Origin of the sequence: Robiginitalea aestuariiviva (assembly GCF_029537735.1) — a bacterium.
Lineage (GTDB): Bacteria > Bacteroidota > Bacteroidia > Flavobacteriales > Flavobacteriaceae > Robiginitalea > Robiginitalea aestuariiviva.
Map to the genome: position 1 here is coordinate 146,408 of NZ_JARPUQ010000002.1, position 25,967 is coordinate 172,374.

22 protein-coding genes are annotated in these 25,967 nt (G+C 56.4%); 12 read left to right on the forward strand and 10 right to left on the reverse strand.

Going from position 1 to position 25,967, the window contains the following annotated elements; genetic code table 11:
* Positions 1 to 74: 74 nt before the first annotated feature.
* The 6 genes from carA (at position 75) to ctlX (ending at position 7,668) form a co-directional block, all read left to right on the forward strand.
* Positions 75 to 1,202 carry a glutamine-hydrolyzing carbamoyl-phosphate synthase small subunit gene (gene carA / locus OZ410_RS07355; RefSeq protein ID WP_277707303.1) on the forward strand — a complete coding sequence of 376 codons (1,128 nt, stop codon included), beginning with the start codon at positions 75 to 77 and terminating at the stop codon, positions 1,200 to 1,202.
* Between the two features lie 101 nt (positions 1,203 to 1,303).
* Entirely contained in the window at positions 1,304 to 2,596 is a 1,293-nt protein-coding gene (gene eno / locus OZ410_RS07360) for a phosphopyruvate hydratase (protein WP_277707304.1), read from the forward strand.
* Between the two features lie 90 nt (positions 2,597 to 2,686).
* Positions 2,687 to 4,234, forward strand: coding sequence for a glycogen synthase (locus tag OZ410_RS07365; protein WP_277707305.1), 1,548 nt, complete (start codon positions 2,687 to 2,689; stop codon positions 4,232 to 4,234).
* A 115-nt stretch (positions 4,235 to 4,349) separates the two neighbouring features.
* A complete protein-coding gene (locus tag OZ410_RS07370; RefSeq protein ID WP_277707306.1) occupies positions 4,350 to 5,633 on the forward strand; it encodes a citrate synthase in 1,284 nt (427 codons plus the stop codon).
* Between the two features lie 73 nt (positions 5,634 to 5,706).
* Positions 5,707 to 6,630: a dimethylarginine dimethylaminohydrolase family protein gene (locus OZ410_RS07375; protein WP_277707307.1), complete on the forward strand. Its 924-nt coding sequence runs from the start codon at positions 5,707 to 5,709 to the stop codon at positions 6,628 to 6,630.
* 102 nt (positions 6,631 to 6,732) lie between these two features.
* A complete protein-coding gene (gene ctlX / locus OZ410_RS07380) occupies positions 6,733 to 7,668 on the forward strand; it encodes a citrulline utilization hydrolase CtlX (RefSeq protein WP_277707308.1) in 936 nt (311 codons plus the stop codon).
* Here ctlX and OZ410_RS07385 read toward each other — a convergent pair.
* Together OZ410_RS07385 and OZ410_RS07390 are read right to left on the reverse strand one after the other, a co-directional pair.
* The gene (locus OZ410_RS07385; protein ID WP_277707309.1) at positions 7,665 to 9,116 is read right to left on the reverse strand and encodes an SDR family oxidoreductase; all 1,452 of its coding nucleotides are present in this window, start codon (positions 9,114 to 9,116) and stop codon (positions 7,665 to 7,667) included. The genes ctlX and OZ410_RS07385 overlap by 4 nt on opposite strands.
* A gap of 34 nt (positions 9,117 to 9,150) precedes the next feature.
* Positions 9,151 to 9,582: a hypothetical protein gene (locus OZ410_RS07390; protein ID WP_277707310.1), complete on the reverse strand. Its 432-nt coding sequence runs from the start codon at positions 9,580 to 9,582 to the stop codon at positions 9,151 to 9,153.
* Between the two features lie 120 nt (positions 9,583 to 9,702).
* Here OZ410_RS07390 and argS point away from each other — a divergent pair, with 120 nt between their 5' ends.
* Positions 9,703 to 11,484, forward strand: a complete 1,782-nt coding sequence (argS, locus tag OZ410_RS07395; RefSeq protein WP_277707311.1) for an arginine--tRNA ligase — start codon at positions 9,703 to 9,705, stop codon at positions 11,482 to 11,484.
* A 5-nt stretch (positions 11,485 to 11,489) separates the two neighbouring features.
* Here the strand turns inward: argS and OZ410_RS07400 are convergent, their stop codons facing one another.
* The 6 genes from OZ410_RS07400 to OZ410_RS07425 all read right to left on the reverse strand — a co-directional run bounded on the left by OZ410_RS07400 (position 11,490) and on the right by OZ410_RS07425 (position 18,960).
* The gene (locus tag OZ410_RS07400) at positions 11,490 to 12,266 is read right to left on the reverse strand and encodes a DUF6090 family protein (protein WP_277707312.1); all 777 of its coding nucleotides are present in this window, start codon (positions 12,264 to 12,266) and stop codon (positions 11,490 to 11,492) included.
* A 48-nt stretch (positions 12,267 to 12,314) separates the two neighbouring features.
* Entirely contained in the window at positions 12,315 to 14,876 is a 2,562-nt protein-coding gene (locus OZ410_RS07405) for a TonB-dependent receptor (protein ID WP_277707313.1), read from the reverse strand.
* Positions 14,857 to 15,774, reverse strand: a complete 918-nt coding sequence (locus OZ410_RS07410) for a FecR family protein (protein ID WP_277707314.1) — start codon at positions 15,772 to 15,774, stop codon at positions 14,857 to 14,859. Before OZ410_RS07410 ends, OZ410_RS07405 begins: the two co-directional genes overlap by 20 nt.
* A 122-nt stretch (positions 15,775 to 15,896) precedes the next feature.
* Positions 15,897 to 16,388, reverse strand: a complete 492-nt coding sequence (locus OZ410_RS07415) for a hypothetical protein (RefSeq protein ID WP_277707315.1) — start codon at positions 16,386 to 16,388, stop codon at positions 15,897 to 15,899.
* A gap of 348 nt (positions 16,389 to 16,736) precedes the next feature.
* Positions 16,737 to 18,404 (reverse strand): formate--tetrahydrofolate ligase, encoded by a 1,668-nt coding sequence (locus tag OZ410_RS07420; RefSeq protein WP_277707316.1) that lies wholly within the window; start codon positions 18,402 to 18,404, stop codon positions 16,737 to 16,739.
* A 58-nt stretch (positions 18,405 to 18,462) separates the two neighbouring features.
* A complete protein-coding gene (locus OZ410_RS07425; protein ID WP_277707317.1) occupies positions 18,463 to 18,960 on the reverse strand; it encodes an RNA polymerase sigma factor in 498 nt (165 codons plus the stop codon).
* Between the two features lie 122 nt (positions 18,961 to 19,082).
* On the opposite strand from OZ410_RS07425, the gene OZ410_RS07430 reads away from it, so the two are divergent.
* Positions 19,083 to 20,846 carry a hypothetical protein gene (locus OZ410_RS07430; RefSeq protein WP_277707318.1) on the forward strand — a complete coding sequence of 588 codons (1,764 nt, stop codon included), beginning with the start codon at positions 19,083 to 19,085 and terminating at the stop codon, positions 20,844 to 20,846.
* Positions 20,847 to 20,892: 46 nt separating this feature from the next.
* Complete coding sequence (locus tag OZ410_RS07435; protein WP_277707319.1) at positions 20,893 to 21,366, forward strand: hypothetical protein; 474 nt, start codon at positions 20,893 to 20,895, stop codon at positions 21,364 to 21,366.
* 111 nt (positions 21,367 to 21,477) lie between these two features.
* Here the strand turns inward: OZ410_RS07435 and OZ410_RS07440 are convergent, their stop codons facing one another.
* A complete protein-coding gene (locus OZ410_RS07440) occupies positions 21,478 to 22,686 on the reverse strand; it encodes an MFS transporter (RefSeq protein WP_277707320.1) in 1,209 nt (402 codons plus the stop codon).
* 77 nt (positions 22,687 to 22,763) lie between these two features.
* On the opposite strand from OZ410_RS07440, the gene OZ410_RS07445 reads away from it, so the two are divergent.
* The 3 genes from OZ410_RS07445 (at position 22,764) to folD (ending at position 25,745) form a co-directional block, all read left to right on the forward strand.
* The gene (locus OZ410_RS07445; RefSeq protein WP_277707321.1) at positions 22,764 to 23,405 is read left to right on the forward strand and encodes a flavin reductase family protein; all 642 of its coding nucleotides are present in this window, start codon (positions 22,764 to 22,766) and stop codon (positions 23,403 to 23,405) included.
* A 91-nt stretch (positions 23,406 to 23,496) separates the two neighbouring features.
* Positions 23,497 to 24,828, forward strand: coding sequence for a signal recognition particle protein (gene ffh / locus OZ410_RS07450; protein WP_277707322.1), 1,332 nt, complete (start codon positions 23,497 to 23,499; stop codon positions 24,826 to 24,828).
* Between the two features lie 32 nt (positions 24,829 to 24,860).
* A complete protein-coding gene (gene folD, locus OZ410_RS07455) occupies positions 24,861 to 25,745 on the forward strand; it encodes a bifunctional methylenetetrahydrofolate dehydrogenase/methenyltetrahydrofolate cyclohydrolase FolD (protein ID WP_277707323.1) in 885 nt (294 codons plus the stop codon).
* On the opposite strand, the gene OZ410_RS07460 is transcribed toward folD, so the two are convergent.
* On the reverse strand, positions 25,742 to 25,888 hold the full coding sequence (locus OZ410_RS07460; protein WP_277707324.1) for a hypothetical protein: 147 nt from the start codon (positions 25,886 to 25,888) through the stop codon (positions 25,742 to 25,744). The two genes, folD and OZ410_RS07460, sit on opposite strands and share 4 nt — an antisense overlap.
* Positions 25,889 to 25,967 lie beyond the last annotated feature (79 nt).

The following is a 25,967-nucleotide window of genomic DNA, read 5'->3' on the forward strand; positions in this document are numbered from 1 at the left end:
AGAGAAGGATAGCCTTTAAGTGGCTATCCTTTTTTTATGTTATTTTGTTTGAACCCAAAAAATCGGATGTATTTATGAAGTATCAGGCCAAGCGGAAAGCGTTGATTTTATTGGCAGACGGCACCATTTTCTACGGTAAGTCCGTAGGGGACCGGGAAGGCACCGCCTTCGGGGAGGTGTGTTTCAACACCGGGATGACCGGGTATCAGGAAATTTTCACTGACCCCTCCTATTTCGGGCAGCTTATGGTGACCACCAATGCCCACATCGGCAACTACGGGGCCAATACGGACGAGGTGGAATCCGAAGGCGTGAAGATCGCCGGGCTGATCTGCAAGAATTTTTCCTATGAGTACAGCCGCCCGGATGCGGACATGAGCCTGCTGGAGTTCCTGGACCAGAGCGAGCTGTTTGCAATCTCCGATGTGGATACCCGAGCCCTGGTGAGCTATATCCGCGACAATGGCGCCATGAATGCCGTGATCTCCACCCGTGTGGAGGAGGTAGACGCCCTGAAGGCCGAACTGGCCAAAGTGCCCAGCATGGAAGGCCTGGAACTGGCTTCCAGCGTTTCTACCCGCGAGCCGTATTTTGTGGGCGACCCCGAAGCAGAATTCCGCATAGCCGCCCTGGACATCGGGATTAAGAAAAACATCCTCCGAAACCTGGTCAAACGGGGCGCCTACATCCAGGTGTTCCCTCACGACACGGCTTTTGAAACCCTGAAAGCGTGGAACCCGGATGGATATTTTATCTCCAATGGCCCCGGAGACCCGGAGCCGCTGAAATCCGCCGTGGAGGTAGCCCGGCAGATCATTGCCGAAGGCAAACCCCTGTTTGGGATATGCCTGGGGCACCAGGTCATTGCCCTGGCCAACGGCGTGTCTACCTATAAGATGCACCACGGGCACCGGGGGATCAACCATCCGGTCAAGAACCTGCTGACCGGCAAGGGGGAAATTACCTCCCAGAACCACGGGTTTGCCATTAACCGGGAGGAGACCGAGTCCCACCCGGAACTGGAGGTGACACACCTGCACCTGAACGACCAGACCGTGGCCGGAATCCGAATGAAGGGCAAGCCGGTTTTTTCCGTACAGTACCACCCCGAGGCCAGCCCGGGGCCGCACGATGCGGAATACCTCTTTGACGATTTCTTCCGGAATATCCGGGAGCACGCCTCAAAAGACACAGTAGTTTAAGATATTGTTACAAAGCGCTGCCGCGGGCCACAGGCCCGCGGCTTTGGCGCAGAGTCTTCGTATATTTACCCACCGAAAATCAACCGAATAAACCGAATTTTATGAGTATCATCATCGATGTACATGCCAGACAAATCCTGGACTCCCGGGGCAACCCCACCGTAGAGGTGGATGTACTCACCGAAAACGGCGTACTGGGCCGGGCCGCAGTGCCTTCCGGAGCTTCTACCGGGGAACACGAAGCGGTGGAGCTGCGCGATGGCGGCAAGGCCTATATGGGCAAAGGCGTCGCCAAGGCGGTAGCCAATGTCAATACCGAGATCGCGGAAAAGGTCCGCGGCATGCTGGTATTTGACCAGAACAAAATCGACCAGGCCATGATTGAACTGGACGGAACCCCGAACAAGGGCCGTCTGGGCGCCAACGCCATCCTGGGGGTATCCCTGGCTGTGGCCAAGGCCGCGGCCAACGAACTGGGGCAATCCCTGTACCGCTACGTGGGCGGGGTAAGCGCCAATACCCTGCCGGTACCGATGATGAACATCATTAACGGGGGTTCCCACTCCGATGCGCCCATCGCCTTTCAGGAATTTATGGTGATGCCGGTAAAGGCCAAAAGCTTTACCCATGCCATGCAGATGGGTACCGAAATCTTCCACAACCTGAAGAAGGTGTTGCACGACCGCGACCTGAGTACCGCTGTTGGGGACGAAGGCGGGTTTGCGCCTACCCTGGACGGGACGGAAGACGCCCTGGATACCATTGCCAAGGCTGTTGAAAAAGCCGGGTACAAAATGGGGGATGAGGTCATGATCGCCCTGGACTGTGCCGCTGCGGAGTTCTATGTGGACGGCAAATACGACTACACCAAATTTGAAGGCGATAAAGGGGCCGTGCGCACCTCCGCCGAGCAGGCCGAATACCTGGCCGGGCTTTGTGCAAAATACCCGATTATTTCCATCGAGGACGGCATGGACGAAAACGACTGGGAAGGCTGGAAGATGCTTACTGAGAAGGTAGGCGGCAAGGTACAGCTGGTTGGGGACGACCTGTTTGTAACCAACGTAGAGCGCCTTTCCCGGGGGATTGAGGAAGGGATTGCCAATTCCATCCTGATCAAGGTGAACCAGATCGGTACCCTGACCGAGACCATCGCCGCGGTAAACATGGCCAAAAATGCCGGGTACACCTCCGTGATGTCCCACCGCAGCGGGGAGACCGAGGACAATACCATTGCCGACCTGGCCGTGGCCCTGAACACCGGGCAGATCAAGACCGGCTCCGCTTCCCGAAGCGACCGGATGGCCAAGTACAACCAGTTGTTGCGTATTGAGGAAGAACTGGGGTCGGTAGCCTACTACCCCGGGCCAGCAGCCTTCAAGGTCAACTCCTGAGATTGAAACCGAACGAAAGGCCTTGCACAGCAGGGCCTTTTTTGATTTGATCCGGGGCGCGCGGACGCCCCATGCAATACCGAGAACCACATGAACCGTTTTTTGTTTGTAGCCGCCGAAAACGATGCCCTGGAACAGTGTAAGGCCGGGGGGATGGGCGACGTGGTCCGGGACGTTCCCCGGCAGCTTGCCCAGCGGGGCGACCAGGTGCACGTGGTGGTCCCTTCCTATGGTCGGCTGCATCCGAAAGGGGACTATCGGGGTACCCTGGAGGTGCGGTTGCGCGGGCAGGGGTATACCCTGGAGCTTTACGAAATGCCCCCGAAAAAGGCCATAGACGGGATTGTGCATTATGCCCTGCACCACCCCGAAATTGAGGCCGGGGACATTGCCCATATTTACCATAACGACCCGGAAGAACCCTTCTATACCGACTTTATCAAGTTTGCCATCTTCTGTGCCGGGGTGGCCCAGGCCATTGTGCAGGGGGTATTCGGCCAACTACAGGTGGTCCACCTCCACGACTGGCACAGCAGCCTGCTGCTCTTGCTGCGGGAAGCCCATCCCGCTTTTGAGGGGCTTAAGCCCATCCGGTTTGTCTACAGCATCCATAACCTGGCCATCCAGGGCATCCGCCCTTTGGCGGATAATTACGCCTCCCTGGAAAACTGGTTCCCGGAACTGGAGTACGACTACGCCGCCGTGGCAGACCCGCGTTACCCGGATTGCATGAACCTGATGGCAGTGGGCATCCGCTTGGCCGATGCAGTGCACACGGTGTCCCCTTCCTATATGGAGGATATCATGAAGCCCAGCGCGCCCCCGGAATTTATCGGGGGAGAAGGCCTTGAAGCAGACCTGAAACGCGCCCACCGGGAAGCCCGGCTTTTCGGGATCCTGAACGGTTGCAATTACGGCAACATCCGCACGGCGGAGCCGGGCCGGTTGTATGCCAATACGGTGCGGGCCATTTTTGGGTGGCTGCAGGAAGAATCCAAGAAATACAAGGCGGATTTCCTGGCCCATACGGGAGAAAAGGTCTTTGCCCTGACCGAAAACCCGCCGGATTTTGTGTGTTCCAGCGTGGCGCGCCTCACGGAGCAGAAATTTTACTTCTTCAAGAATAACCCGGAGGTGCTGGCGCGGATGTTGAAACGCCTGGAGGCCGTGAACGGCATCTTTATGCTGCTGGGTACCGGGGCGCCCGAATACGAGCAATTGTTCCGGCAGATGAGTTTTGAACACCCCAATTTTATTTTCACCAACGGGCAGTCCGAGGATGTGATCGACTCCATGTACCTGGAGACCAACCTCTACCTCATGCCCAGCCTCTTTGAACCCTGCGGCATTAGCCAGATGCTTGCCATGCGCAACGGGAACCCGGTACTGGCCCATGCCACCGGGGGGCTGAAGGATACCATCCGGCATATGGAAACCGGTTTCCTTTTTGACGGGGATACCTACCCGGAAAAACTCCGCAGCCTGGAAGCGGTTTTCGACCAGGCCCTGGAGCTTTATTTCCAGGAACCCGATCGCTGGGAGGCTATGCGGGAAAAGGCCCGGGAAATGCGGTTTACCTGGGCGCAATCCGTAGACCGTTACTACACCGAACTCTACCGGCTCTCACCAGCTGGCTAGGCGCGGTTTTTCCCCGTCGGAATCGGGATAGAAATGCCACCCCGGAATTGTTAAGACCCGGGGTTTTTCGTATTTTTACGGGACACGATTTTGCTAACTTTTTAAGACGGAATACATGTCAGATACTGCGCAGTTATCATACAAGGGGAAGACCTTCGACTTTCCCGTTGTTGAGGGTACCGAAAATGAATTGGCCATAGACATCAAAGCCCTGAGGGCTTCCAGCGGAATGATCACCCTGGACCCGGGCTACAAGAACACCGGCTCCTGCGAGAGCGCCATCACCTTCCTGGACGGGGAGAAGGGCATCTTGCGGTACCGGGGCTATTCGATAGAGGAGCTCGCAGAAAAGGCGGATTTCCTGGAAGTGGCCTACCTGCTCATTTTCGGGGAGCTGCCCAATAAGGAGCAGTTGGAGAAATTCCACCACGATATCAAGGCGGAATCCCATGTGGATGAGGAGATGAAGAAGATCCTGGATGGGTTCCCGAAGTCTGCCCACCCCATGGGTGTGATCGCTTCCCTGACCAGTTCCCTGATTGCCTTCAACCCCTCCTCGGTGAACGTGACTTCTGAAAAGGACATGTATCACGCCATTGTACGGCTGCTGGCCAAATTCCCGGTTCTGGTAGCCTGGACGCACCGCAAGCGGATGGGCTTGCCCCTGGATTACGGGGACGACAGCCTGGGCTACGTGGAAAACATCCATAAGATGATGTTCAAGCGGCCCAATAAGGACTACCAGAAGAACCCCCTGGTTATTGAAGCCCTGGATAAACTGCTGATCCTGCACGCGGACCACGAACAGAACTGTTCTACCTCCACGGTGCGGATTGTAGGCTCTTCCCATGCCGGGCTCTTCGCTTCCATCTCGGCCGGGATCTCTGCCCTCTGGGGCCCCCTGCACGGGGGTGCCAACCAGGCGGTGCTGGAGATGCTGCAGGCCATTGCGGACGACGACGGGGATACCAAGAAATACATGGCCAAGGCCAAGGATAAGGAAGATCCTTTCCGCCTGATGGGCTTCGGTCACCGGGTATACAAGAATTTTGACCCACGGGCGCGCATCATCAAGCGCTCTGCGGATAACGTGCTGGGCGAGCTCAGCATTGAGGACCCCCTGCTGGAAATTGCTAAAGGGCTGGAGAAGGAAGCCCTGGAAGACGAGTACTTCGTAAAGCGCAAGCTTTACCCGAACGTGGATTTCTATTCCGGCATCATTTACAGGGCCCTGGGAATCCCCACGGAGATGTTTACCGTGATGTTTGCTTTGGGGCGCTTGCCCGGCTGGATCGCCCAATGGCGGGAAATGCGGCTGCGCGGCGAACCGATCGGGCGCCCGCGGCAGGTATACATTGGTGAGAACCAAAGGCCTTTCCGGGACCTCGAGAACCGTTAATACAAGAATGGTGTACAGGGAAAGGGACTCCGCAGGGAGCCCCTTTCTTTGTATCCCTTAATGGCATAAACCTATGGTGGAACTGCATATTACCGACGAAACCTCCCCCCTGAAGGCAGTGGTATTGGGTACCGCCCGCAGCAGCGGCCCGGCCCCGCTCCCGGAAGAGGCCTATGACCCCAAATCCCTGGAACATATCCTGGCGGGAACCTACCCCAGGGAGGCGGACCTGGTGCGGGAGATGGACGGTTTTGCCCAGGTCTTGCAAAAGCACGGCGTCCGGGTGTTCCGTCCGGAGGTTATTGCGGATTGCAACCAGATCTTCTCGCGGGACATTGCCTTTGTGATTGACGACAAGCTGGTGGAGGCCAACATCCTGCCGGAGCGGGAGCGGGAATTCCAGGCCATTGTACATGTGCTGGACCAGCTGGATGCGGACCAGATCCTGGTGCCGCCGGAGGCTGTACATGTAGAAGGGGGAGACGTAATGCCCTGGGGGGAATACCTCTTTGTGGGCACGTATACGGCTCCGGATTACCCGGACTTTATTACGGCACGCACCAACCAGGCTGCCGTGGATTACCTGCAGGAGCATTTTCCGCACCGCAAGGTAAAGGCCTTCGAGCTTCGCAAATCCAATACAGACCCACGCCGCAACGCCCTGCACCTGGATTGCTGTTTCCAGCCCGTAGGCAAGGGCCTGGCCATCCTGCACCGCGAGAGCTTTCTGAACCCGGAGGATTTTATCTGGCTGCGGGACTATTTCGGGCCGGAAAATGTCTTCGAGATCGACCAGGAGGAAATGTATCGCATGTTTCCCAATGTCTTTTCCATTTCCCCGGAAGTGGTGGTGTCCGAACGCAATTTTACGCGCCTGAATACCTGGCTTCGCAGCCGGGGGCTGACCGTGGAGGAAATCGCCTATGCCGAGGTGGGGAAACAGGGCGGGCTCCTGCGTTGCAGCACCCTTCCCCTTTGCCGGGCTCCACGGGGCTGAAGCGGGAATACAGCGGGCCGAAATACCCCCTTTTTTTACCGGTTTCAGGATAAAAATATCCGTGCGGAATTCCATACTTTTACGCCACGCGTAATCACTTCTATGCAGATCACCAATACCATCCTGATGATTCGCCCGGTACAGTTCCGGATGAACGAGCAGACCGCTGTAAACAACTATTTCCAGGAAGACCTGGACCTGCGCAATTCGGAGATCAACCGCCGGGCTCAGGAAGAATTCGATGCCTTTGTTTCGGTCCTACGGGAGGCCGGGGTAGAGGTTATTGTGGTGGACGATCGCCTGGAAACGGATACCCCGGATTCCATTTTTCCGAACAACTGGGTTTCCTTTCACGAAAACGGCACGGTGGTGGTCTACCCCATGTTTGCCGAAAACCGGAGGCGGGAACGCAGGGAGGATATCCTGGAACGCCTGGAGGCCGAAGGCTTCCGCATTGATCAGGTGATGGACTATACGTCAGCTGAGGCGGAAGGGCTTTTCCTGGAGGGCACGGGCAGTATCCTGAAGGACCGCGTGCACCAGAAGGCCTATTGCGCCCTGTCCGACCGGGCCCATGAGGAACTCTTCATCGAATTCTGTGAGGACTTTGAAGTGACCCCGGTTATTTTTACCGCCTACCAGTCTGTAGACGGGCAGCGCAAACCCATTTACCATACCAATGTGATGATGTGTATGGGGGAGACCTTTGCGGTGATCTGCCTGGATGCCATAGACGACAAAAAGGAACGCAAGAATGTCCTGGACCACCTTCGGGCAGACGGCAAGGAAATCGTGCCCATCAGTGAGGCACAGATGCATGCCTTTGCCGGCAATATGCTGCAGGTCCTTGGTACGGACGGGCAGCGCCTGCTGGTGATGAGCAGCACCGCCTACCAAAGCCTTGAACCGAAACAGGTGGCTATCCTGGAAAAGAGCAGCCGGTTGATCCACAGCCCGCTGGATACCATTGAGACCTGCGGGGGCGGGAGCGCCCGGTGTATGATGGCGGAGGTCTTCCTGCCGCGGGAGAAAGCCTAGTCCTGGCTATCCGCTGGTGCCCAGCCTGTGCCGGCCAGCTTGCGGATCATCCCCCCGAAAATAAAATAGTGGAAAGGCAGGACGCTGTACCAGTAGAGCCGCCCTTTGAGCCCCCTGGGGCGAAAGGTGGCATTCTGATGCAGGATGTGGTCCGGGCCAATGCGAAATTCCAGCCAGGCCTCTCCCGGCAGCCGCATTTCGGCAAAGAGCAGCAATCGGCCTTCCTCCCGGTCCGCCAGCAACACGCGCCAGAAATCCAGAGCGTCGCCGGCATAGATTTTATCCGGGTGGGTGCGCCCGCGCCTCAGGCCCACGCCCCCAGCCAGTTTGTCCATCAACCCGCGGAGTTTCCATAACCCGTCCATATAGTACCAGCCGGTGGTGCCGCCAATTTTCCAGACCCGTTCCAGCACGGCCTCCCGGTCCTGCACCTTCAGGGCTTTCTTGTCGGTAAGGACCCCGTAGCGGGGCACCTGGATATATTTCTCTAAGTTGCGGTCGAACCGGCCGCTCACCAGGCTGTCCTTCCAGCTGCTCACTACCAGGTTCTGTTCAATTTTGCGGAAAGCCATGTCAATGGCTTCCTCATAGGAGTGGGGGTGTATCCCCAGCATTTCGGCCAGGCGGTTGTCCCGGGCCACGACCTCAATCTTCATGGAGTCTACCAGATTAACCGCCAGCTTGTAGGAGGTGGAGGTCACAAAGTACAGCCAGTAGGAAGAGAGTTTCGGGGTCATCACCGGGACGGTAAAGATCCAGTTGCGAAACCCCCGTACCCGGGCATATCCCTGCAGCATTTCCTTATAGGTCAAAACGTCCGGCCCGCCAATATCGAAGGACTCCCCAAAGGTATCTTCCCGCCCCATTACCCCGGTCAGGAATCTTATTACGTCCCGTATGGCGATGGGCTGGGTCCTGGAGAGCACCCATTTGGGAGTGATCATCACCGGGAGTTTCTCACAGAGGTCCCGGATGATCTCGAAGGAAGAACTGCCGGAGCCTACAATAATTCCTGCCCGCAATACGGTAAGGTTAAAGGCGCCCTGGTAGAGCAGCTCTTCCACGTGTTTCCGCGAGCGGAGGTGTTTGGAGAGTTCCTGGTCGTTTACAATCCCGCTCAGGTAGATCACCTGCCGGGGGCGAACCTCCTCCATATAACCCAGGAAGTGTTCGGCGGCCCGGGCCTCGCGGGCATCAAAGTCCGTGGTGGACGCGCTCATGGAGTGGATCAGGTAATACACCACCTCCACATCCGCAGGCAAAAGCCCGGGCTGCGGGGGTTGCAGGAAGTCCACTTCCACCACCTCAATGCGCTTGCGGGTTTCGGCATCTACCGAAAGGCGGGTTTCGTCCCGTACGGCGCAGACTACCTCATGCCCCATCTGCAGGAGCTGGGGGAGCAGCCGCATCCCGATATACCCATTGGCCCCGGTGAGCAGGATTTTCATGCAGATGCTGGATTTTGGGGAAGGCAACGTGCCATTAGCAGTAGCCGGTTTCCGGCCCCTGCGGCAGGCGTTCGGCCTTTTCGCCCAGGAGTTTGACAAAAAATTTCTGAACGGCCCGGGTGTCTGCCTCCACCCGCACAAAATGGTGTTCCGAGTGGATGGTATAGACCCCCAGGTCTCCCTTGTAGAGGGTTAGCCGGTAGTAGGGAATCACCAGGCCATAGGTTTCCAGCAGGGAGCGGAAGCGCAGGATAACGCCCTCCGGCCGCAGCTCGATGTTGCAGGTGTCCCGGTTGTTGTCCAGCAGCAGGAGGTTGCGGATCTGGGTGCTGCTTTCCCGGATGATGAGTTTCGGGGACCCGATCCCGCCCATGGCCCACCGCTCTTTCAGGGTAAACGGTTTGCCGACCAGGGCGTCAATTTTACGGGTCAGTTCCCGGTTGTTGTAGGATACGTTCGCCAGCATAGGTCTTTTTTCATAGCAATCCCCTAAAGATAACCAAATGCCCAGACTTGCAGAAACCGGTCGCGGGTGGGGAAAAAACCCCTGAAATTCCGTAGTTTTGCCCCTTGAAATTACGTAGCTATGGCACTGGAACAGCGCTTGTCGGAAGGGGTTAAGAAGGCCGTAAAGTCAGGGTTTGACGTGGAATTGCCCGCGGTAGAACTGCAACCCACCCGCAAGGAATTTGAAGGGGACCTGACCGTGGTGGTCTTCCCCATGCTCAAATGGATCAAGGCCAACCCGGCAGCCGTGGGCGAAGCCATCGGGCAACACCTGGTGGACCACTGCCCGGAAGTAAGCGGGTACAATGTGATCAAGGGCTTTCTGAATCTGGTGATCAGCGATGCCTATTACCTGGAGTTCTTCGAAGGGATCCGCACCAATGCCGCGTATGGTTTATGCCCCCCGGATTCCAAGGGGGCGGTAATGGTGGAATATTCCTCCCCTAATACCAATAAACCCCTTCACCTGGGGCATATCCGGAACAACCTGCTGGGGTATTCCGTGGCCGAGATCCTGAAGGCGGCCGGGCATAAGGTCTACAAGACCCAGATTATCAACGACCGGGGCATCCATATCTGCAAAAGCATGCTGGCCTGGCAGAAGTTTGGCCAGGGCGAAACCCCGGATTCCAGTGGCCTTAAAGGGGATAAACTGGTGGGGAATTACTATGTGGCCTTCGACAAAGCTTATAAGGCAGAGGTAGCGCAGATGGTTGAGGCCGGTACCGATCCCAAGGTGGCAGAGCGGGAGGCGCCGCTGCTGCTGGAGGCCCAGGAGCTGTTGCGCAAATGGGAGGCCGGGGACCCCGAAGTGGTAGCGCTCTGGAAAACCATGAACGGATGGGTGTATGCAGGTTTTGAGGAAACCTACCGCCGGATGGGGGTGGATTTTGACCAGCTCTACTACGAAAGCGACACCTACCTGCTGGGGAAGGATGTGGTGGCCGAGGGCCTGGAGAAAGGGGTGTTTTTTCGGAAAGAAGACGGCAGCGTCTGGATAGACCTGACCGACGAGGGCCTGGACGAGAAAATCGTGCTAAGGGCGGACGGCACCGCCGTTTATATGACCCAGGATATCGGGACCGCTATCCAACGGGTCAAGGATTACCCGGATATCGCCGGGATGGTCTATACCGTGGGCAACGAACAGGACTACCATTTTAAGGTGCTTTTCCTGATTCTTAAAAAACTGGGCTATTCCTGGGCCGAACGCCTGTACCACCTGAGCTACGGGATGGTGGACCTGCCCAGCGGCAAGATGAAGAGCCGGGAAGGTACCGTGGTAGACGCAGACGACCTGATGCAGGAGATGGCCCAAACCGCCGCTGGTATTTCCGGGGAACTCGGGAAATTGGAAGGCTTTACGGAGGTCGAAAAACAGAACCTGTACCACCAGATCGGGATGGGCGCCCTGAAGTATTTTATCCTGCGGGTGGATCCTCGTAAGCGGATGCTGTTCAACCCGGAGGAATCCGTGGACTTCCAGGGCAATACCGGGCCGTTTATCCAGTATACCTATGCCCGTATCCAGTCCATCCTGCGCAAAGCGGATTTTGACGATAACCGGCCGGTACCGGCTACCCTGCCGGCCCTGCATGAAAAAGAGAAACAACTGCTGAAAGACCTGGAGGGGTTCCCTCAGGTGGTTTTGCAGGCCGCAGAACAGTATAGCCCCGCCCTTATTGCCAATTATACCTATGACCTGGTTAAGGATTTCAATTCCTTTTACCAGCAGGTCTCCATCCTGGGTGAACCCGATGCGGACCACCGTCTGTTTCGCGTACAACTGGCCCGGAAAGTGGGCGAGGTGGCGCGGCAGGGCTGTGCCCTGCTGGGGATTGAGACTCCGGAGCGGATGTAAGGGGGTTACCGGCGGCCTGAATGTTCGCTTTCGATCTGTTCCAGGATAGACAAGATCTTCCTGCGCAGCGGTTGGTAATGCAAGCGTTCCGTGCTTTCGGCCGTTACGAGGTACACCAGCAATTTGTTTTCGAATTCCAGGGACTGCAGCAGCGGCAGGTTGCTGTGTTCCCTGCCCGGGCGCCCCGGGTCCGTAAAACCATGAGCCATGCCGGCATCCCGCATCAGGATAAGGATGCTGCCTTGGGGGCCCAGCATCACGTCCATGGTCCGTTCCCGAATATTCCTGAGGTTTTGCTCCTGCCGGTTTACCGATTGCAGGAAGGATTCCCAGGAAGTGAGGTGCTGCCGCAGCTCCGGGTTGGAGAGAATTTCCAGCCCGCCTGAACTGATGATTTCCTTCAAAAGGGAATTATTGGGGTTATAGGCAATCTCATTGGAAAGGGCCGGGATCAGCATGCGGGAGAGGGCCGCTTCGTCTTCCCGGCTGCGAGCCTCCGGGATTTGCTGCACCAGGGCCATGCAGGTTTCGTACGATTTCCGGTTCACGGCAATCAGGGTGTCGAGTTTCACCAGGCTCAGCTGAAATTCCTCCCTGAGTCCCTGGAGGTAAAACTGCTCCCGCTGGTTTTCCTGCCGCTGCTGGTTCCACCCGTCTATCCAGAGGGCGGCCAGGATCCCCACTATGATTAACAGGATTTCACCCAGGGCGTACAGGAGGTAGGGGCCAAATTTCTTTTCCTGTAGCAGGCCGCGGCGAAGGCTTCGGAGCAGGGTGAGCATGGGCGTGGATTTGTACCTAAAGATAGCCAATTTTGAAAATGGCCTGCCCTAAAACCGGATGCGGAAGCTCAGGTTTGGGGTAAGCCCCAGGGAAATGCTTTCTATCCGTTCCACCTCATTTTGGTCACTAAGGCGGTAATACACGTTCAGGATGTTCTTCCGGTTGGTGAGGTTCAGGACAGAGGCGCCAACAGAGGCTTGCACCGTTTCGGAAAGGGCAAAGGAATAGACTGCGGAAGCATCGGCCCTGAGGTATTCCGGCAGGCGGCTGGAGTTGGGGGGTTGAAAGTTGATCCGGTTCGGGAATACCAAAGTGTTCACGGCATTGGGCTCCGGTTCGGGTTCGGTATACGGCCGTCCGCTGCGGTAATTCAGGCCTATGCCCAGTTTTAGGCCGCCCCGGGTGTAGTTGGTTCCCATACTTGCGGTATGGCGGATGTCCAGGTTATTCGGGAATTCTGAGGGGTCCAGGTCCGGAAAGCGGTAGGTGTTCCGGTTAAGCGCATAGCTGAGCCAGGTGCTCCAGGCTTCGCTTTTGTAGTTCAGCAGGGTTTCCACCCCATATACGGAATACGCCCCGATCTCCCCGTTAAACTGGGCTTCGTTCTGAAAGCCCTGGGTGTCCGTGGTAATGCCGTTTACCTCCTTGTAAAACCCCTCGGCCCCGGCCAGCCAGTTCCCCCGGTCGTAGTGCAGGCCCAGGGACGCCTGCCTGCTGGTTACCACCGGCAGGGAGTCCTGGTCTGCCAGGATCCACCGGCGCTTTTCAATCCCCAGGAAGTTCTGTTCCAGGTCTACCTTCTGCAGGCTGGTCTGGTTTTTAAATTCCCCCAGGGCCTCCAGGGCCAGGTGGGGGGTTAGCTTATAGCGCAGGCTCAGGCGGGGCTCCAGCAGCGCCTGCTGGAAATCCCCGGGGTTGGTCAGGTAATTCAGTCGCAGGCCGGCCGTGGTCAGCAGGCGTTTTTCGGGTCCCTCATATTCCCATTCGGTGAAGGCGGAATGGGCGTACAGCACATCTTTGATGCGGCTTTCGAAGGGCGGTCGGCTCACCTCCGAAATATTGGTGATGCCTGTAACCAGGAACTGGTAGCCATTGCTCCAGCGTATGCCTTCCATGGGGTGGTAATCCGCCCGGGTTTTCAGGGCCGTTTCCTTTACCTGGTTTAGTTGGAAGAGCTGCTGGTTGTTGCTTTCGGTCAGGTAATAGGAATCCAGGTCGTACTGGGTCAGGTAGCCGCTCACCTCCGTGGTCCATCGGTCATTCCAGGTGCTGGCCAGCCGCCCGCCCAGGCTGAAATTTTGCTGATCCAGGTCCGACTGGTTCTCGCTGTTGTCCGAGAGGGTTTCCCCATAAAACAGGCTGTTTCGGATGTACAGGAAATTCAGGCGCAGGCGGTGGCGGTCTTCCAGGTCTACCAGGAGTTTCCCGCTGAAGTCGTAGAAATAGAAAGACTCTTCCCGCCCGGCAATCTGGTCCGAGTCCGCTCCCCCAAGGGTACTGATCTCGGTGTTCTGGAAGGCCCGTTCGGTAAACAGGTCGTAGGTGGGGGTGTTAAGCAAGTCCGTTACCGAACGGCGGGCGCTGAACTGGAACGCAATGCGGTCCGAAAAGGGCACATGCGCATAGGCATCCCCGCTGATGAGGTTAAAACCGGTCCCCCCGAAATAGGTCCGCCGGATCTCGTCGAAGGTATCCATACGGATAATACCGCTCAGGCCTTCGCCGTAGCGGGCACTGGCACCGTTCTTAATCAGGGTAACCGTTTCCGTAAGGTATGGGTTAAAAGCGGAGATCAGCCCAAAGAAATGCCCCGACTGGTACATTTTAATCCCATCCCAGAGCAGGAGGTTCTGGTCGTTGGTGCCTCCGCGGATGTTAATATCCGAAACCGTTTCGTCTATACTTTTAATGCCGGGCAGGGCCTGGATGGACTGCAAAACATCCGGTTCGGTAAGGCCCGGGAGCAGCCCGAAATCGGCCGGGCGCATCCGAATGCTGCCATCGGGCTCCCGGGAGAGGCCGGAAGTGAGAAATTTATAGACCACAACTTCGTCCAGTTGCTGGTATTGCATGGACATCACCAGGGTGGTACAGGGCTGGGAGCGCAGGAGCTGGCTGGCTGGCAGATAACGCGTTTTGTACCCCAGGAATCTCAAGCGAAGGGTGGCATCCCGGTGGACCTCGCCCAGGGTAAAGTTGCCATCGGCATCCGTGGTCGCGGTCTGGTTGCTGCCCATCACCTCAATGGTGGCCCCGGCAAGGGCTTCAGAGGCAAAGTTATCCAGCAGGCGACCGCAGACCGAAATGCGCTGCGGTTTGGAAAGTGTGAAGTACCGGGGATCCAGCCGATTGATTTCCAGCTGGGTTTGCAACCGGATTTCTTCCAGGGCGGCATCCAGGGACAAACCTTCCTTCAGGGTAACCTGCAGGGGTTGTAAATCCTTGTCCAAAAAGGAAAATTTGATTTGGTGCTGGGATTCCAGTGCCCGAAGGACTTCTACAAGGGGCCGGGTTTGGCCGGAGCCCTCCTGTGCCACCCCGGTATGGGGGAGCATACATAGCAGCAGGCCGGTCAGGAAAAGGAAATGCCTAAGGCGCCTCTGCGGCATATAGAAGTATTTGGTTCCCATTTACGTCGGCGGATAATTGCAGTGGGGCTCGTATACTTTCTAACGCCATTTTCAGATTTGTGTTGCTGAAGGAACCGGTAAATCGCTGGCTAAGGTCCAGGCCACGTGTGTTTACTTCTACCTGGAACTGCCGCTGGAATTCTTCCAGGACAAATCCCAGTGGCATGGAGCGGAAAGCAGATTCGTTCCGGGTCCATTCCGGGGTGGTATCCGTAACAGGCGCCGCAGGTTCCACCTGTCCATTGACCATTCTAAAAGCGGTGCCCGCAGGGAGCTCCACGGTATTTTCGCCGGCCTGAACGCGTACCAGTCCTTCAAAACAGCGCACCATGAAAATCTTATCCCGTTGCAGGACGTTGAACTGCGTCCCCAGTACGGTTACTTCCCCGATGCCGGTTTCTACGGTAAAGGTTTTTCCCTTGGCTACCTTAAAAAAGGCTTCACCCTCCAGGCGAACTTTCCGGCTGGAATCCCAGTTTTCTTCGCGGTAGGTTACCTGCGAACCCGCATTGAGCAGGATTTCGGAAGCATCCGGCAGAACAACCTCGGATTGCTGGGCAATCCCGGTCTGTACCAGGGCCGGGCGGGAGGAGATATAGAAATAAGCTGCACCAAAGAGCAGGACCACAGCCGCAGCAACCCCCATCCAGCGGTTCAGGGCAGAGGGGCGCAGGCGGATCACTTTTCCTTTGGAATCGTGCCGCGCGTCGCGGCTGCGCTCCAGGGCGGCTTCCACATCGAATTCAGGCGCACGAAGCTGTTCCGAAGCCCGTGCAATACGCTCGTAAGTGGCGTATTCCGGGGTTTTCCGGAAGGCGTCCAACTCCTCGGGGGAGAGTTCGCCGTTAATCCATCTGGCTAAAAATGTGGGCTTCATGGCTTTGCCTTTATGCCTAATGAACAATTAAGTAGCAGGATACCCTACCGGTATACCCTGAAATTTTAAAAAATTTTTCAGGCTTTGGATCAAAGGTAGAAAATCTTCGGGGTATGACCGCCTTAAGAGGCAGATTGCAGGGGTTCCGACAGTCCCATCTCCCGCAACAGGTCGGTCAGTTCGTCCCGCATGCGTTTTTCCAGATGCAGGTAAACCAGGAAGTATAGCGGCATCCCCAGGAAAAAGATGATCAGCGGGCTTTCTCCTTCCTGTGCCCGGCCTACTGCATGGTAGAAGTCGGAATGGTTGTAGAATGAAATGAGCAACAAGCCCATAAAACTGATAAAACCGAGAAGGGTCAGGGAGGCAGAAAACCCGTTGGGTTCCACCAGGAAGGTAACCGCAAGCATGCTTAAAAAGCCGAAATAGGCCCAGAAGGCCAGTTCGGTATACCGGCGAAAATCCTTCAGGCTTTCTCCGGCTCGCTGCAATTGGGAATGGGAGGGCCAGAAAAGGTGGGTGCGGGTGGGCCGCTGGGGGGGGTCGAGTTGCTGCAGGATCTCCAGCAGGGCCTCGGTTTTTAAAGGTTTTTCCGTGATTTCGGTTGTTCTCATGGCGATGGTTGCCAAAGGCGGGCATCGGATGCACTTTTGCCTAAAGGCTCCCTAAAGTAGGATTTTTTTGATAGCGCTCACCGTTAGGATGCTGTTCATCGATGGCTTTTCGTTAAAGTGCGGGAAAATATCGGGCAACGGTTTTACGGGCTCAAAAACCGACTGACTGGTTTGTAAGTAAATGAAAGTCAATAAAGTATGGTTTCATTTAGCCGTTTCTTGCCTGAGCGCATCCTTCAACGGCCGGTCGGCTCCGGGAGGGGATTGCAGGGTGGATGGGTATCTTGCAGTCGGGCGGGGGTGGGGTTTGTTGTGCCAAAGCAAAATCAGAAAAAACGTATCATAGGATTAAAACAACCCCCTGATTTGCCCGTCTGCATCAATATCGATGTTTTCCGAAGCCGGTTTGCCCGGCAATCCGGGCATCCTTAAAATATTCCCGGCAATGGGAATCACAAATCCCGCCCCGGCGGCGATTTCAAACTCCCGGATGTTAATGTCAAAATGCTCCGGCCGGCCCAGTTTCTTTTCATCATCGCTCAGGCTTTTCTGTGTCTTGGCCATACAGACTGGCAAATCGGAAAATCCTAAACTTTCAAAGCGCTTTAACTGTGCGCTTGCCTTGTTGGATAGCAGAACATGTTTAGCCCCGTAAATGGTCCGGCAGATCTTTTCCATTTTGGTCCGGATGGAGTCTTCCAGGCTGTAGGTGGGGTGAAAGCGCCCCTGGCAGGACTCTGCCGCCTGCACCACCTCCCGGGCCAGGTCTGTACAGCCTTCGCCCCCTTTGGCCCAGCCATCGCTAATGGCCACCGGTACGTGTAATTTGCGGCAATGGTCTGCCAGGACTTGTAGTTCTGCCTCGGTATCGCTTTCAAAGCGGTTCAGGGATACCACGATGGGCAGGCCAAAACTTTTCAGGCTGTAAATATGACGTTCCAGGTTGGGCATCCCGGCCTTCAGGGCTTGGGTGTCTTCCGTTTTTAATTGGTCCAGCGGTTTTCCGCCGTGGTATTTGAGTGCCCGAATGGTAGCCACCAGCACAATGGCTTTCGGTGAGAGCCCGGCCTGCCGACACTTGATGTTCAGGAATTTTTCTGCTCCCAGGTCTGCCCCGAAGCCAGCCTCGGTTACTACATAATCGGCAAGGCTAAGCCCCATCTTGGTAGCCATAACTGAATTGGTCCCCTGTGCAATATTGGCAAAAGGGCCGCCATGGATCAGGGCGGGGTTGCCTTCCAGGGTCTGGACCAGGTTGGGTTTAACCGCATCTTTCAACAGCACGGCCATGGCACCCTGGGCATTCAGGTCTCGCGCAAATACGGGTTTGCCTTCCCAGGTATCACCAATATAGATGTTCCCGATGCGGGTTTTCAGGTCTTCGAAGTTTTCGCTCAGGCAGAGGATGGCCATGATCTCGGAAGCGGCCGTAATGTTGAATCCCGTCTCACGTGGTAAGCCGCCTGCTTTGCCTCCCAATCCAGAAATGATATTACGCAGCCCGCGGTCGTTCATATCCATACAACGCTTCCAGAGCACGGTGCGGGGGTCAATCCCCAGGTTACCTGCTTTACTGTGCAGGTTGTTGTCGATCAGTGCTGCCAGCAGGTTGTTGGCTTTTTCGATGGCATTGAAGTCGCCTGTGAAGTGCAGGTTGATGTCCACCATGGGGATCACCTGGCTCCATCCGCCGCCGGCTGCCCCGCCTTTAATTCCAAAGACCGGCCCCAGGCTGGGTTCCCGGATTACGGTTAAAGCCTTTTTCCCAAGGCGGTTTAGTCCGTCTCCTAACCCGATGGAGGTGGTGGTTTTTCCTTCCCCTGCCGGGGTGGGGGTGATGGCGGTCACCAGTACCAAATAGGATGCCTTTACCTTTTTAGGGTCGATTAGGGAGAGCGGAAGTTTGGCCTTGTCGGTACCGTAATATTCCAGTTGGGATTCGGGGATGTCCAGTTGGGCGGCAATGTCCCGTATGTGTTTTGGGGTAACGCTTTGGGCAATTTCCAGGTCGGTCATAAGCTTGGTTTTTAAGGTGCCCGAAGGCTATTGAGGCCCTCCCATAACACCATTGGGGTTATATACCATCAATATTTTCCCTCAGGGATTTCAGGGCCAGGTGCATGCGTTTTTCGATGGCCTTAACGCTCACCCCCTCCAATTCGGCAATCTCGTTGTATTTCTTGCCGTCAATGCGGTGCAGCAGGAATACGGTACGTTGGTTTTCCGGCAGCCGGTTGAGGGCGGCTTGCAGGCGTTCCCCGAATTCCTGTTCTTCCATCAGGTACTCCGGGCTCTGCCGGGTAACCGGGGCCTGGTCCGGGCGGTGTTTCAACCGTACCTTCTCGGCCTTAATCACGTTGAGATACAAATTGTTCGCAACCGTATAGACAAAGGCTTTTGCCTTATCGGGGGTAACCTTTGCACAGTTCTCCCAAAGTTTTACGAAGGCTTCCTGCACGGCATCGTGCGCCTTTTCCTCATTGCCAAACTTATAGAAGATGAAATTGAATACCGTGGTGGAATGGGTGCGGAATAGCTGGCTGTATACCTGTTCGTCGCAGACGTTTTCCATGCGGGGGTAACGGGTTAGGTTTGAGGTTATGTCAAAGATATTTTAAAAAAATGTAAAAAGGGGGTAGGGTAAACCCAAAGCCGGTTGTTATTAGGACGTATATCAACAAATACCAAATCGTTATGAAAAAGTTTCTGTACCTTGCCACCTACACATTGTTATTGTTCGGGGCCCTGTCCCTGACCTCCTGCCAGGAGGAATTTGAGGAAGTGAATACGTCCAATACTGCGGGCGTTTCCTTCAAAGCCAGCTCTGAAACCGCAATCCTTATCGAGAAAACGTCCTCCCGCGACGGTTCTTTCGACAACATTGTAGACCGCAGCAGCTGTTTTGCACTGAACTTTCCCTACACCGTAAATGTCAATGGGATCGATATTACCATCGACAGCAAGGAAGATCTGGAACTGATCGAAGAGATTTTCGATGAATTCGAAGACGACCTGGATGTGCTGGAAATCGTTTTCCCGATTACCATCACCCTGGCAGATCACTCTGTAATTGTGATTGAGAACCGCGCTGCCCTGGAAGAGCTTGCGCAGACCTGCGTGGAAGGCGGGGACGATGACGATATTGAATGTATCGATTTTGTATACCCGGTTACCTTTTACACCTTCGACATCAACAACACCCAAACCGGTACGGTAACCGTCGAGAATGATGAACAGATGCGCCGTTTTTTTGACGAATTGGACGAAGATGATATCGTAAGCCTGGAGTACCCGGTAACCCTGATCAAGTTCGATGGCACCGAGATCCAGGTGAACAGCAACGCCGAACTGGCTGCTGCCCTGCGTATGGCCAAGGATGCCTGCGACGAGGACGACGACGACGATTATAACGATGACGACTTTACCGTAGAGCGCCTGTCCGGATATCTGGTGGAATGCCCCTGGATTGTAACCCGGGTAGAGCGCAACGACGTAGATCAGACCGGGCAATACGAGGCCTATAAGATGACTTTTTCCGAAACCGGAATGGTAGAGGTTAAAGACCGTGAGGGCAATGTACTGATGGGTGAATGGGCCCTGCGCATGTCTGACCGTGGGGTATTGCTGACCCTGGGCTTCGAGACCCTGGTGGACTTCAACCTGGTGTGGAAGGTCTGCGAGGTTGGCGAAGGCAAGATCAAGCTGTATGAGGAAGGCGGCAACCGCATTATCATGGAGCGCATGTGCGACAATTCCGGCGGGGTTGTTTTACCCGAAACCCTGGCGCAGATCCTGCGGGAATGCAGCTGGATTATCAAGACCGTGAAGAACCAGGGCGAGGAGATCGACCGCCTGATCGGATACGAATTCCAGTTCCAGGGCGAAGGGGTTGTTACCCTGAGCAACGGGATTACCGTGAACGAAGGGACCTGGGAGATCGGTACGGCGGCCTCCGGAGAACTGGCATTGCTGATCAGTATGGGTGCAGAACCCGGAGTTAGCTTCGAGTGGCCCCTGCGCGACCTGACCAATACCCGCCTGAAGTTCCGCGTGGACGAGATTGACTACGAACTGATCCTGGAGCGTGTATGTGCCAACGCCACAGATGGCGATGTAGCCGAGATCCGCAATATTATGATGGGCGGCAACTGGACCGTAGCCAGCTATGTGGAAGGCGATATGGACACTACTGCAGACTACGCCGGATACGATTTCGCCTTTGGGGCCGAACATATCCTGTCTGTGTCTACCAATATGGACCCGGTAAAAGACGGCTTGTGGCGCGTAATCCGGGATCACGACGGCCAGCTGAAGGTATACCTGAACCTGGGTGCCGATGCCGATGTCTTTGCAGACCTGACCGACGACTGGGATTTTGTTTCCATTACCGCAAACCGTCTGGAAGTAAAGGATGTTAGCGGAGACGGAACCGTGACGGTACTGGTCTTTGAAAAATAATCCGGAACCCCGGGAACACTATATGAACCTGAAAACCCCTACTGCTATGAAACTGAAAATGAGAATCCTTGCCCTGCTTTTGCCCCTCTTCCTGATATCCTGCGATCCTTCGGAAGATGAGGTACAGGGCAACCTGACCGCTGCCGACGCAGCAGCCCTACGGGCAACAGCCGAGGAAGGACAATGGCGCATCACCTATTTCTTCGACACCGATAAGGAAGAGACGGCCGATTTTAACGGATACGTCTTCACCTTCGGGACCGATGGTACGGTGGTGGCTGCCAAGGACGGCACTGAAGTGAGCGGCACCTGGTCCGTAACCCATTCGGACAGCAGCCCGGACGACAGCTCCAGCAGCTCGAATGATGTGGATTTTAACCTGTTCTTCAGTGGGTCCCTCCTTTTCGAGGACCTGAATGACGACTGGGATATCCTGGAATACACCTCCACCCGCATCCGCCTTACCGATGTAAGCGGGGGGAATGGGGGGACCGATTTCCTGACCTTCGAAAGGCTGTAACCTTCTTTTTTGCCCCTTATTTGTCTGAGAAGGGCGGTACCTGCAAAGGTGCCGCCCTTTTCTTTTAGACCCGCCCGCCCCCAAAGCAAAACTACCCTACTCAGCTGCAACTCAGCTTTGGCCGGGAGTACGGCCCAGGGCCACCACCCCCAATGCCGGACCCATGGCGAGCAGGAGGTAGGCCAGGGGGGAATCCCAGGATTGCAGCAGGGCGGAAAGGCTTTCGATACTCACAATGGTAATGGCAAACCCGATGGAGGTAGCGATGGTCAGGGCCGTCCCTTTGCGGTCTGCGGGGGCGCTTTGGGCCACCAGGGTAGAAAGCAGGGGCGAATCCGCAATGACAACCATCCCCCAGAAAAGCAGGAATCCCAAAAAAACGGGCGGTGGGCAGGAAAAGGCAAAGGGCGCCAGCAGGCAACAGCAGCCCGAAGCCACCAGGGCGGTGCGGGCCACTGCTCTGGCCCCCCATTTCCGGGAGAGGTAGCCGCCCAGTACACAGGCGGGCCCGCCAATGCCGAGGATGTAAAAGGCCCAGAGGGAAGGGGAGTATTCCCAGCCCGCGCTCTGGGCAGCGTATTCCCGCAGTAAAACGGGAACGAAGGCCCAGAAGGCATAGAGTTCCCACATATGGCCAAAATAGCCAAAGGCCGACGCCCGGAATTGCCGGTCCCGGAAGACCTGCAGGAAGGCGCCCCACTCTGGTGCCTGCATTTTCCGGTGGAAGGGGCCGTCCGGGAGGAAGGCCATGGCCATGCCCCCCAGGGCGGCCAGGCCTGAGGTGGCCCAAAGCACCCCTTCCCAGGAGTTTCCGATCTGCGCCCAGCGCAACAGGTGGGGCAGGGCTGTGCCCAGTACCAGGGCTCCCACCAGGTACCCCAGGGAGGTCCCCAGGCCTTTCCCGAAATAGTCCGAGGCAATCTTCATTCCTACCGGGTAAATCCCGGCCAGGAAAAACCCGGTAACGAAACGCAGCAAAAGCAGGGAGGTCAGGGTGTGCTGGCCCAGCCCCAGCCCCAGGTTGGCCAAAGCGCCCAGCAGGGCACACCCGAAAAACAGGCGGGAGGGGGAATACCGGTCCGCCAGGGTGAGCAGGGCAAAGAGGAGGGTGCCGGCAATAAACCCCAGTTGCACGGCCGAAGTCAGGTAGCCCAGGGCGGCTGCGGGCAGGCCAAAGGAAGCCGTGAGCTCCCCGATAATGCCGTTGGAGGCAAACCAGAGGGAAGTCCCACAGAATTGGGAAAGGACAATTAACGGGAGGACATATCCCGGGGGGCGGTAGGGCGGGGTGTTGGCACTATGTGCGACATGACCAGGCATAAGCCCGATATTACGCAATTTCCACCGGATATTTGAACGCCCCCGGGGCCCCTGCGTATCTTTGCGGTAAAAAGGTCATGGAAAAACACTGGAATGCCCTGGAGCTGGACGCCCTGCCCGGCCGCTACCGGGCTACCCTGATCAACAAGGTGGCCGGGTATAAAACGGCCCACCTGATCGGGACGCGCAGCCCGGATGGGATCGAAAACCTGGGGGTGTTCAATTCTGTGGTACACCTGGGGGCTAACCCGCCTTATCTGGGCTTTATTCTTCGCCCGACCACCGTGCCCCGCCACACATACGAAAACCTGAAGGCCTCCGGGGTGTATACCCTGAATGGAATTACGGCCGGCATCCACCGGCAGGCCCACATGGCCTCCGGCAAGTTTCCGCCTGAAGTCTCCGAATTCGAGGCCAGCAGCCTAACGCCCTGGTACCTGGAAGGTTTTGAGGCCCCCTTTGTGGCGGAAAGCCCGATCCGGATCGGGATGCGCTTTGAGGAAGAGCACCGCATCTGCAACGACACCCGCCTGATCGTAGGCCGGGTAGAACACCTGTTACTGCCCGATGCTGCCGTTGCCGAAGATGGGGACCTGGACCTGCAAGCCCTGGATGCCGTGGCTATTGGCGGGCTGGATTCCTATTATTCAGGGACCCTGCTGGGCCGGTACGGGTATTTCCGGCCGGGGGAACCGCTGGAGGAACGCCTTTCCCCTTAGGGTAAATCCGGGAAAACTTGCCCTGTGGGGTACTTCCGCAATCCCATGCGGATCGTTATCTTTGCAGGACCTGAAAAATTGAGATTCAGAGATGTTTGACAACTTAAGCGAGAAACTGGACAAGGCCCTCCACGTCCTGAAAGGACATGGGCAGATTACGGAGATCAACGTGGCAGAGACCACCAAGGAGATCCGAAGGGCCCTGCTGGATGCGGACGTAAACTTTAAGATTGCCAAGGAATTTACCAACCGGGTAAAGGAAAAGGCCATAGGGGAGAACGTGCTGCGTACCCTGCAACCCGGGCAGCTGATGGTAAAAATCGTCAAGGACGAGCTGGCCGAGCTTATGGGCGGGGATGCCGAAGGGGTAGACCTTTCGGGCAACCCCACGGTGATCCTGATGTCCGGCCTCCAGGGTTCCGGTAAGACCACCTTTTCCGGGAAACTCGCCAATTACCTGAAGCGTAAAAAAAGCAAGAACCCCCTGCTGGTGGCCTGTGATGTATACCGTCCTGCGGCTATTGACCAGCTGCATGTAGTCGGGGAACAGATAGGCGTACCGGTCTATTCCGACAAGGAGAACCAGGACCCGGTAAAGCTGGCCCAGGCCGGCGTGGCCTTTGCCAAAGCCAATGGCCATAATGTGGTGATCGTGGATACCGCAGGTCGCCTGGCGGTAGACCAGCAGATGATGGACGAGATTGCCAACATCCGCAAGGCCATTTCGCCCCAGGAGGTCCTCTTTGTGGTGGATGCCATGACGGGGCAGGACGCGGTGAACACGGCCAAAGCCTTTAACGATGTCCTGGATTTTGACGGGGTGGTGCTCACCAAGCTGGACGGGGATACCCGCGGCGGTGCTGCCATATCCATCAAATCCGTGGTGGACAAGCCCATCAAGTTTATCGGGACGGGCGAAAAGATGGATGCCGTGGACGTGTTCCACCCGGCACGGATGGCAGATCGCATCCTGGGGATGGGAGACGTGGTATCCCTTGTGGAACGGGCCCAGGAGCAATTCGACGAAGAACAGGCCCGCAAGATTCAGAAGAAGATTGCCAAGAACCAGTTTGGCTTTGACGACTTCCTGAGCCAGATCCACCAGATTAAGAAAATGGGGAGCATGAAGGATCTGATCGGGATGATCCCCGGGGCCGGGAAGGCCCTGAAAGGCCTGGATGTGGATGACGATGCCTTCAAGCATATCGAAGCCATCATCTATTCCATGACCCCGGATGAACGCACCAACCCTTCCCTGCTGGACGCCCGCCGCAAAAAGCGGATTGCTGCGGGTAGCGGAACCAGCGTTCAGGAGGTAAACCAGCTGCTGAAGCAGTTTGACCAGATGAGCAAGATGATGAAGATGATGCAGGGCGGCCGCGGGAAGCAAATGATGCAGATGATGCAGAATATGAGACCCTAATTCCATTTTTTCAATTTTAAATACCTACCCCCATGACGCTGCTCGACGGAAAGAAAATCAGTAACGACATCAAAGATGAAATTGCGGCCGAAGTGCAGCAGATGAAGTCGCGGGGCGAACGTGTGCCCCACCTGGCGGCGGTTATTGTAGGCAGCGATGGCGCCAGCCTCACCTATGTGGGCAGCAAGGTGCGCGCCTGCGAGCGGGTGGGCTTTGAATCTACCCTGAAGCAACTGCCGGAATCTACTTCGGAGGCCGAGTTACTGGAGCTGGTAGCCGCCCTGAACGCCGACCCGGAAATAGACGGGTATATCGTACAGCTGCCCCTGCCGAAACATATCGATGAACAAAAAGTCCTGATGGCCGTACACCCTGACAAGGATGTGGACGGGTTTCACCCGGCCAACTTCGGGAAGATGGCCCTGGAACTGGAAACCTTTATTTCGGCAACCCCCTTTGGTATCATTGAATTGTTACAACGCTATGGGGTGGAGACTTCGGGGAAACATGCCGTAGTGATCGGGCGCAGCCACATTGTGGGGCGGCCCATCAGCATCCTGCTCAGCCAGAAGGGCCCGGCCGGGAATGCCACGGTAACCCTGGCCCATAGCCGCACAAGCAATCTGCCGGAACTCTGCAGGCAGGCGGACATCATAGTTTCCGCCCTGGGTGTGCCCAAATTCCTGAAGGCCGATATGGTGAAGGAAGGCGTGGTGGTTATTGATGTGGGGATTACCCGCGTCCCGGACCCATCGCGGGAACGGGGGTATTACATCTGCGGGGATGTGGATTTTGAAGGGGTATCCCCCAAGGCTTCCTACATCACCCCCGTACCCGGGGGCGTAGGGCCCATGACCATTGCCATGTTGCTCAAGAACACCCTGTTGGCACGCCAGCGCCACGGCGGCCGGGGTTAATCGGCCTGGTGTTGCGGGGCTTTTTGCTGCTGCTCCTCGGTTGGGGTAAGTACATCAAATTCGGTATCCCCTTCGTCATTGGTACAACTGCCGAGCCCCAGGCTCAATACGCCGGCAAGGGCCAGAAATGTTAATTTTTTCATGGTTTCCGGGTTTTAAGGATTAGGGTTAGAACGCCATCTGCGCCGTTTTGGTATACCTTTTTCGACCAACGGGGCGGTT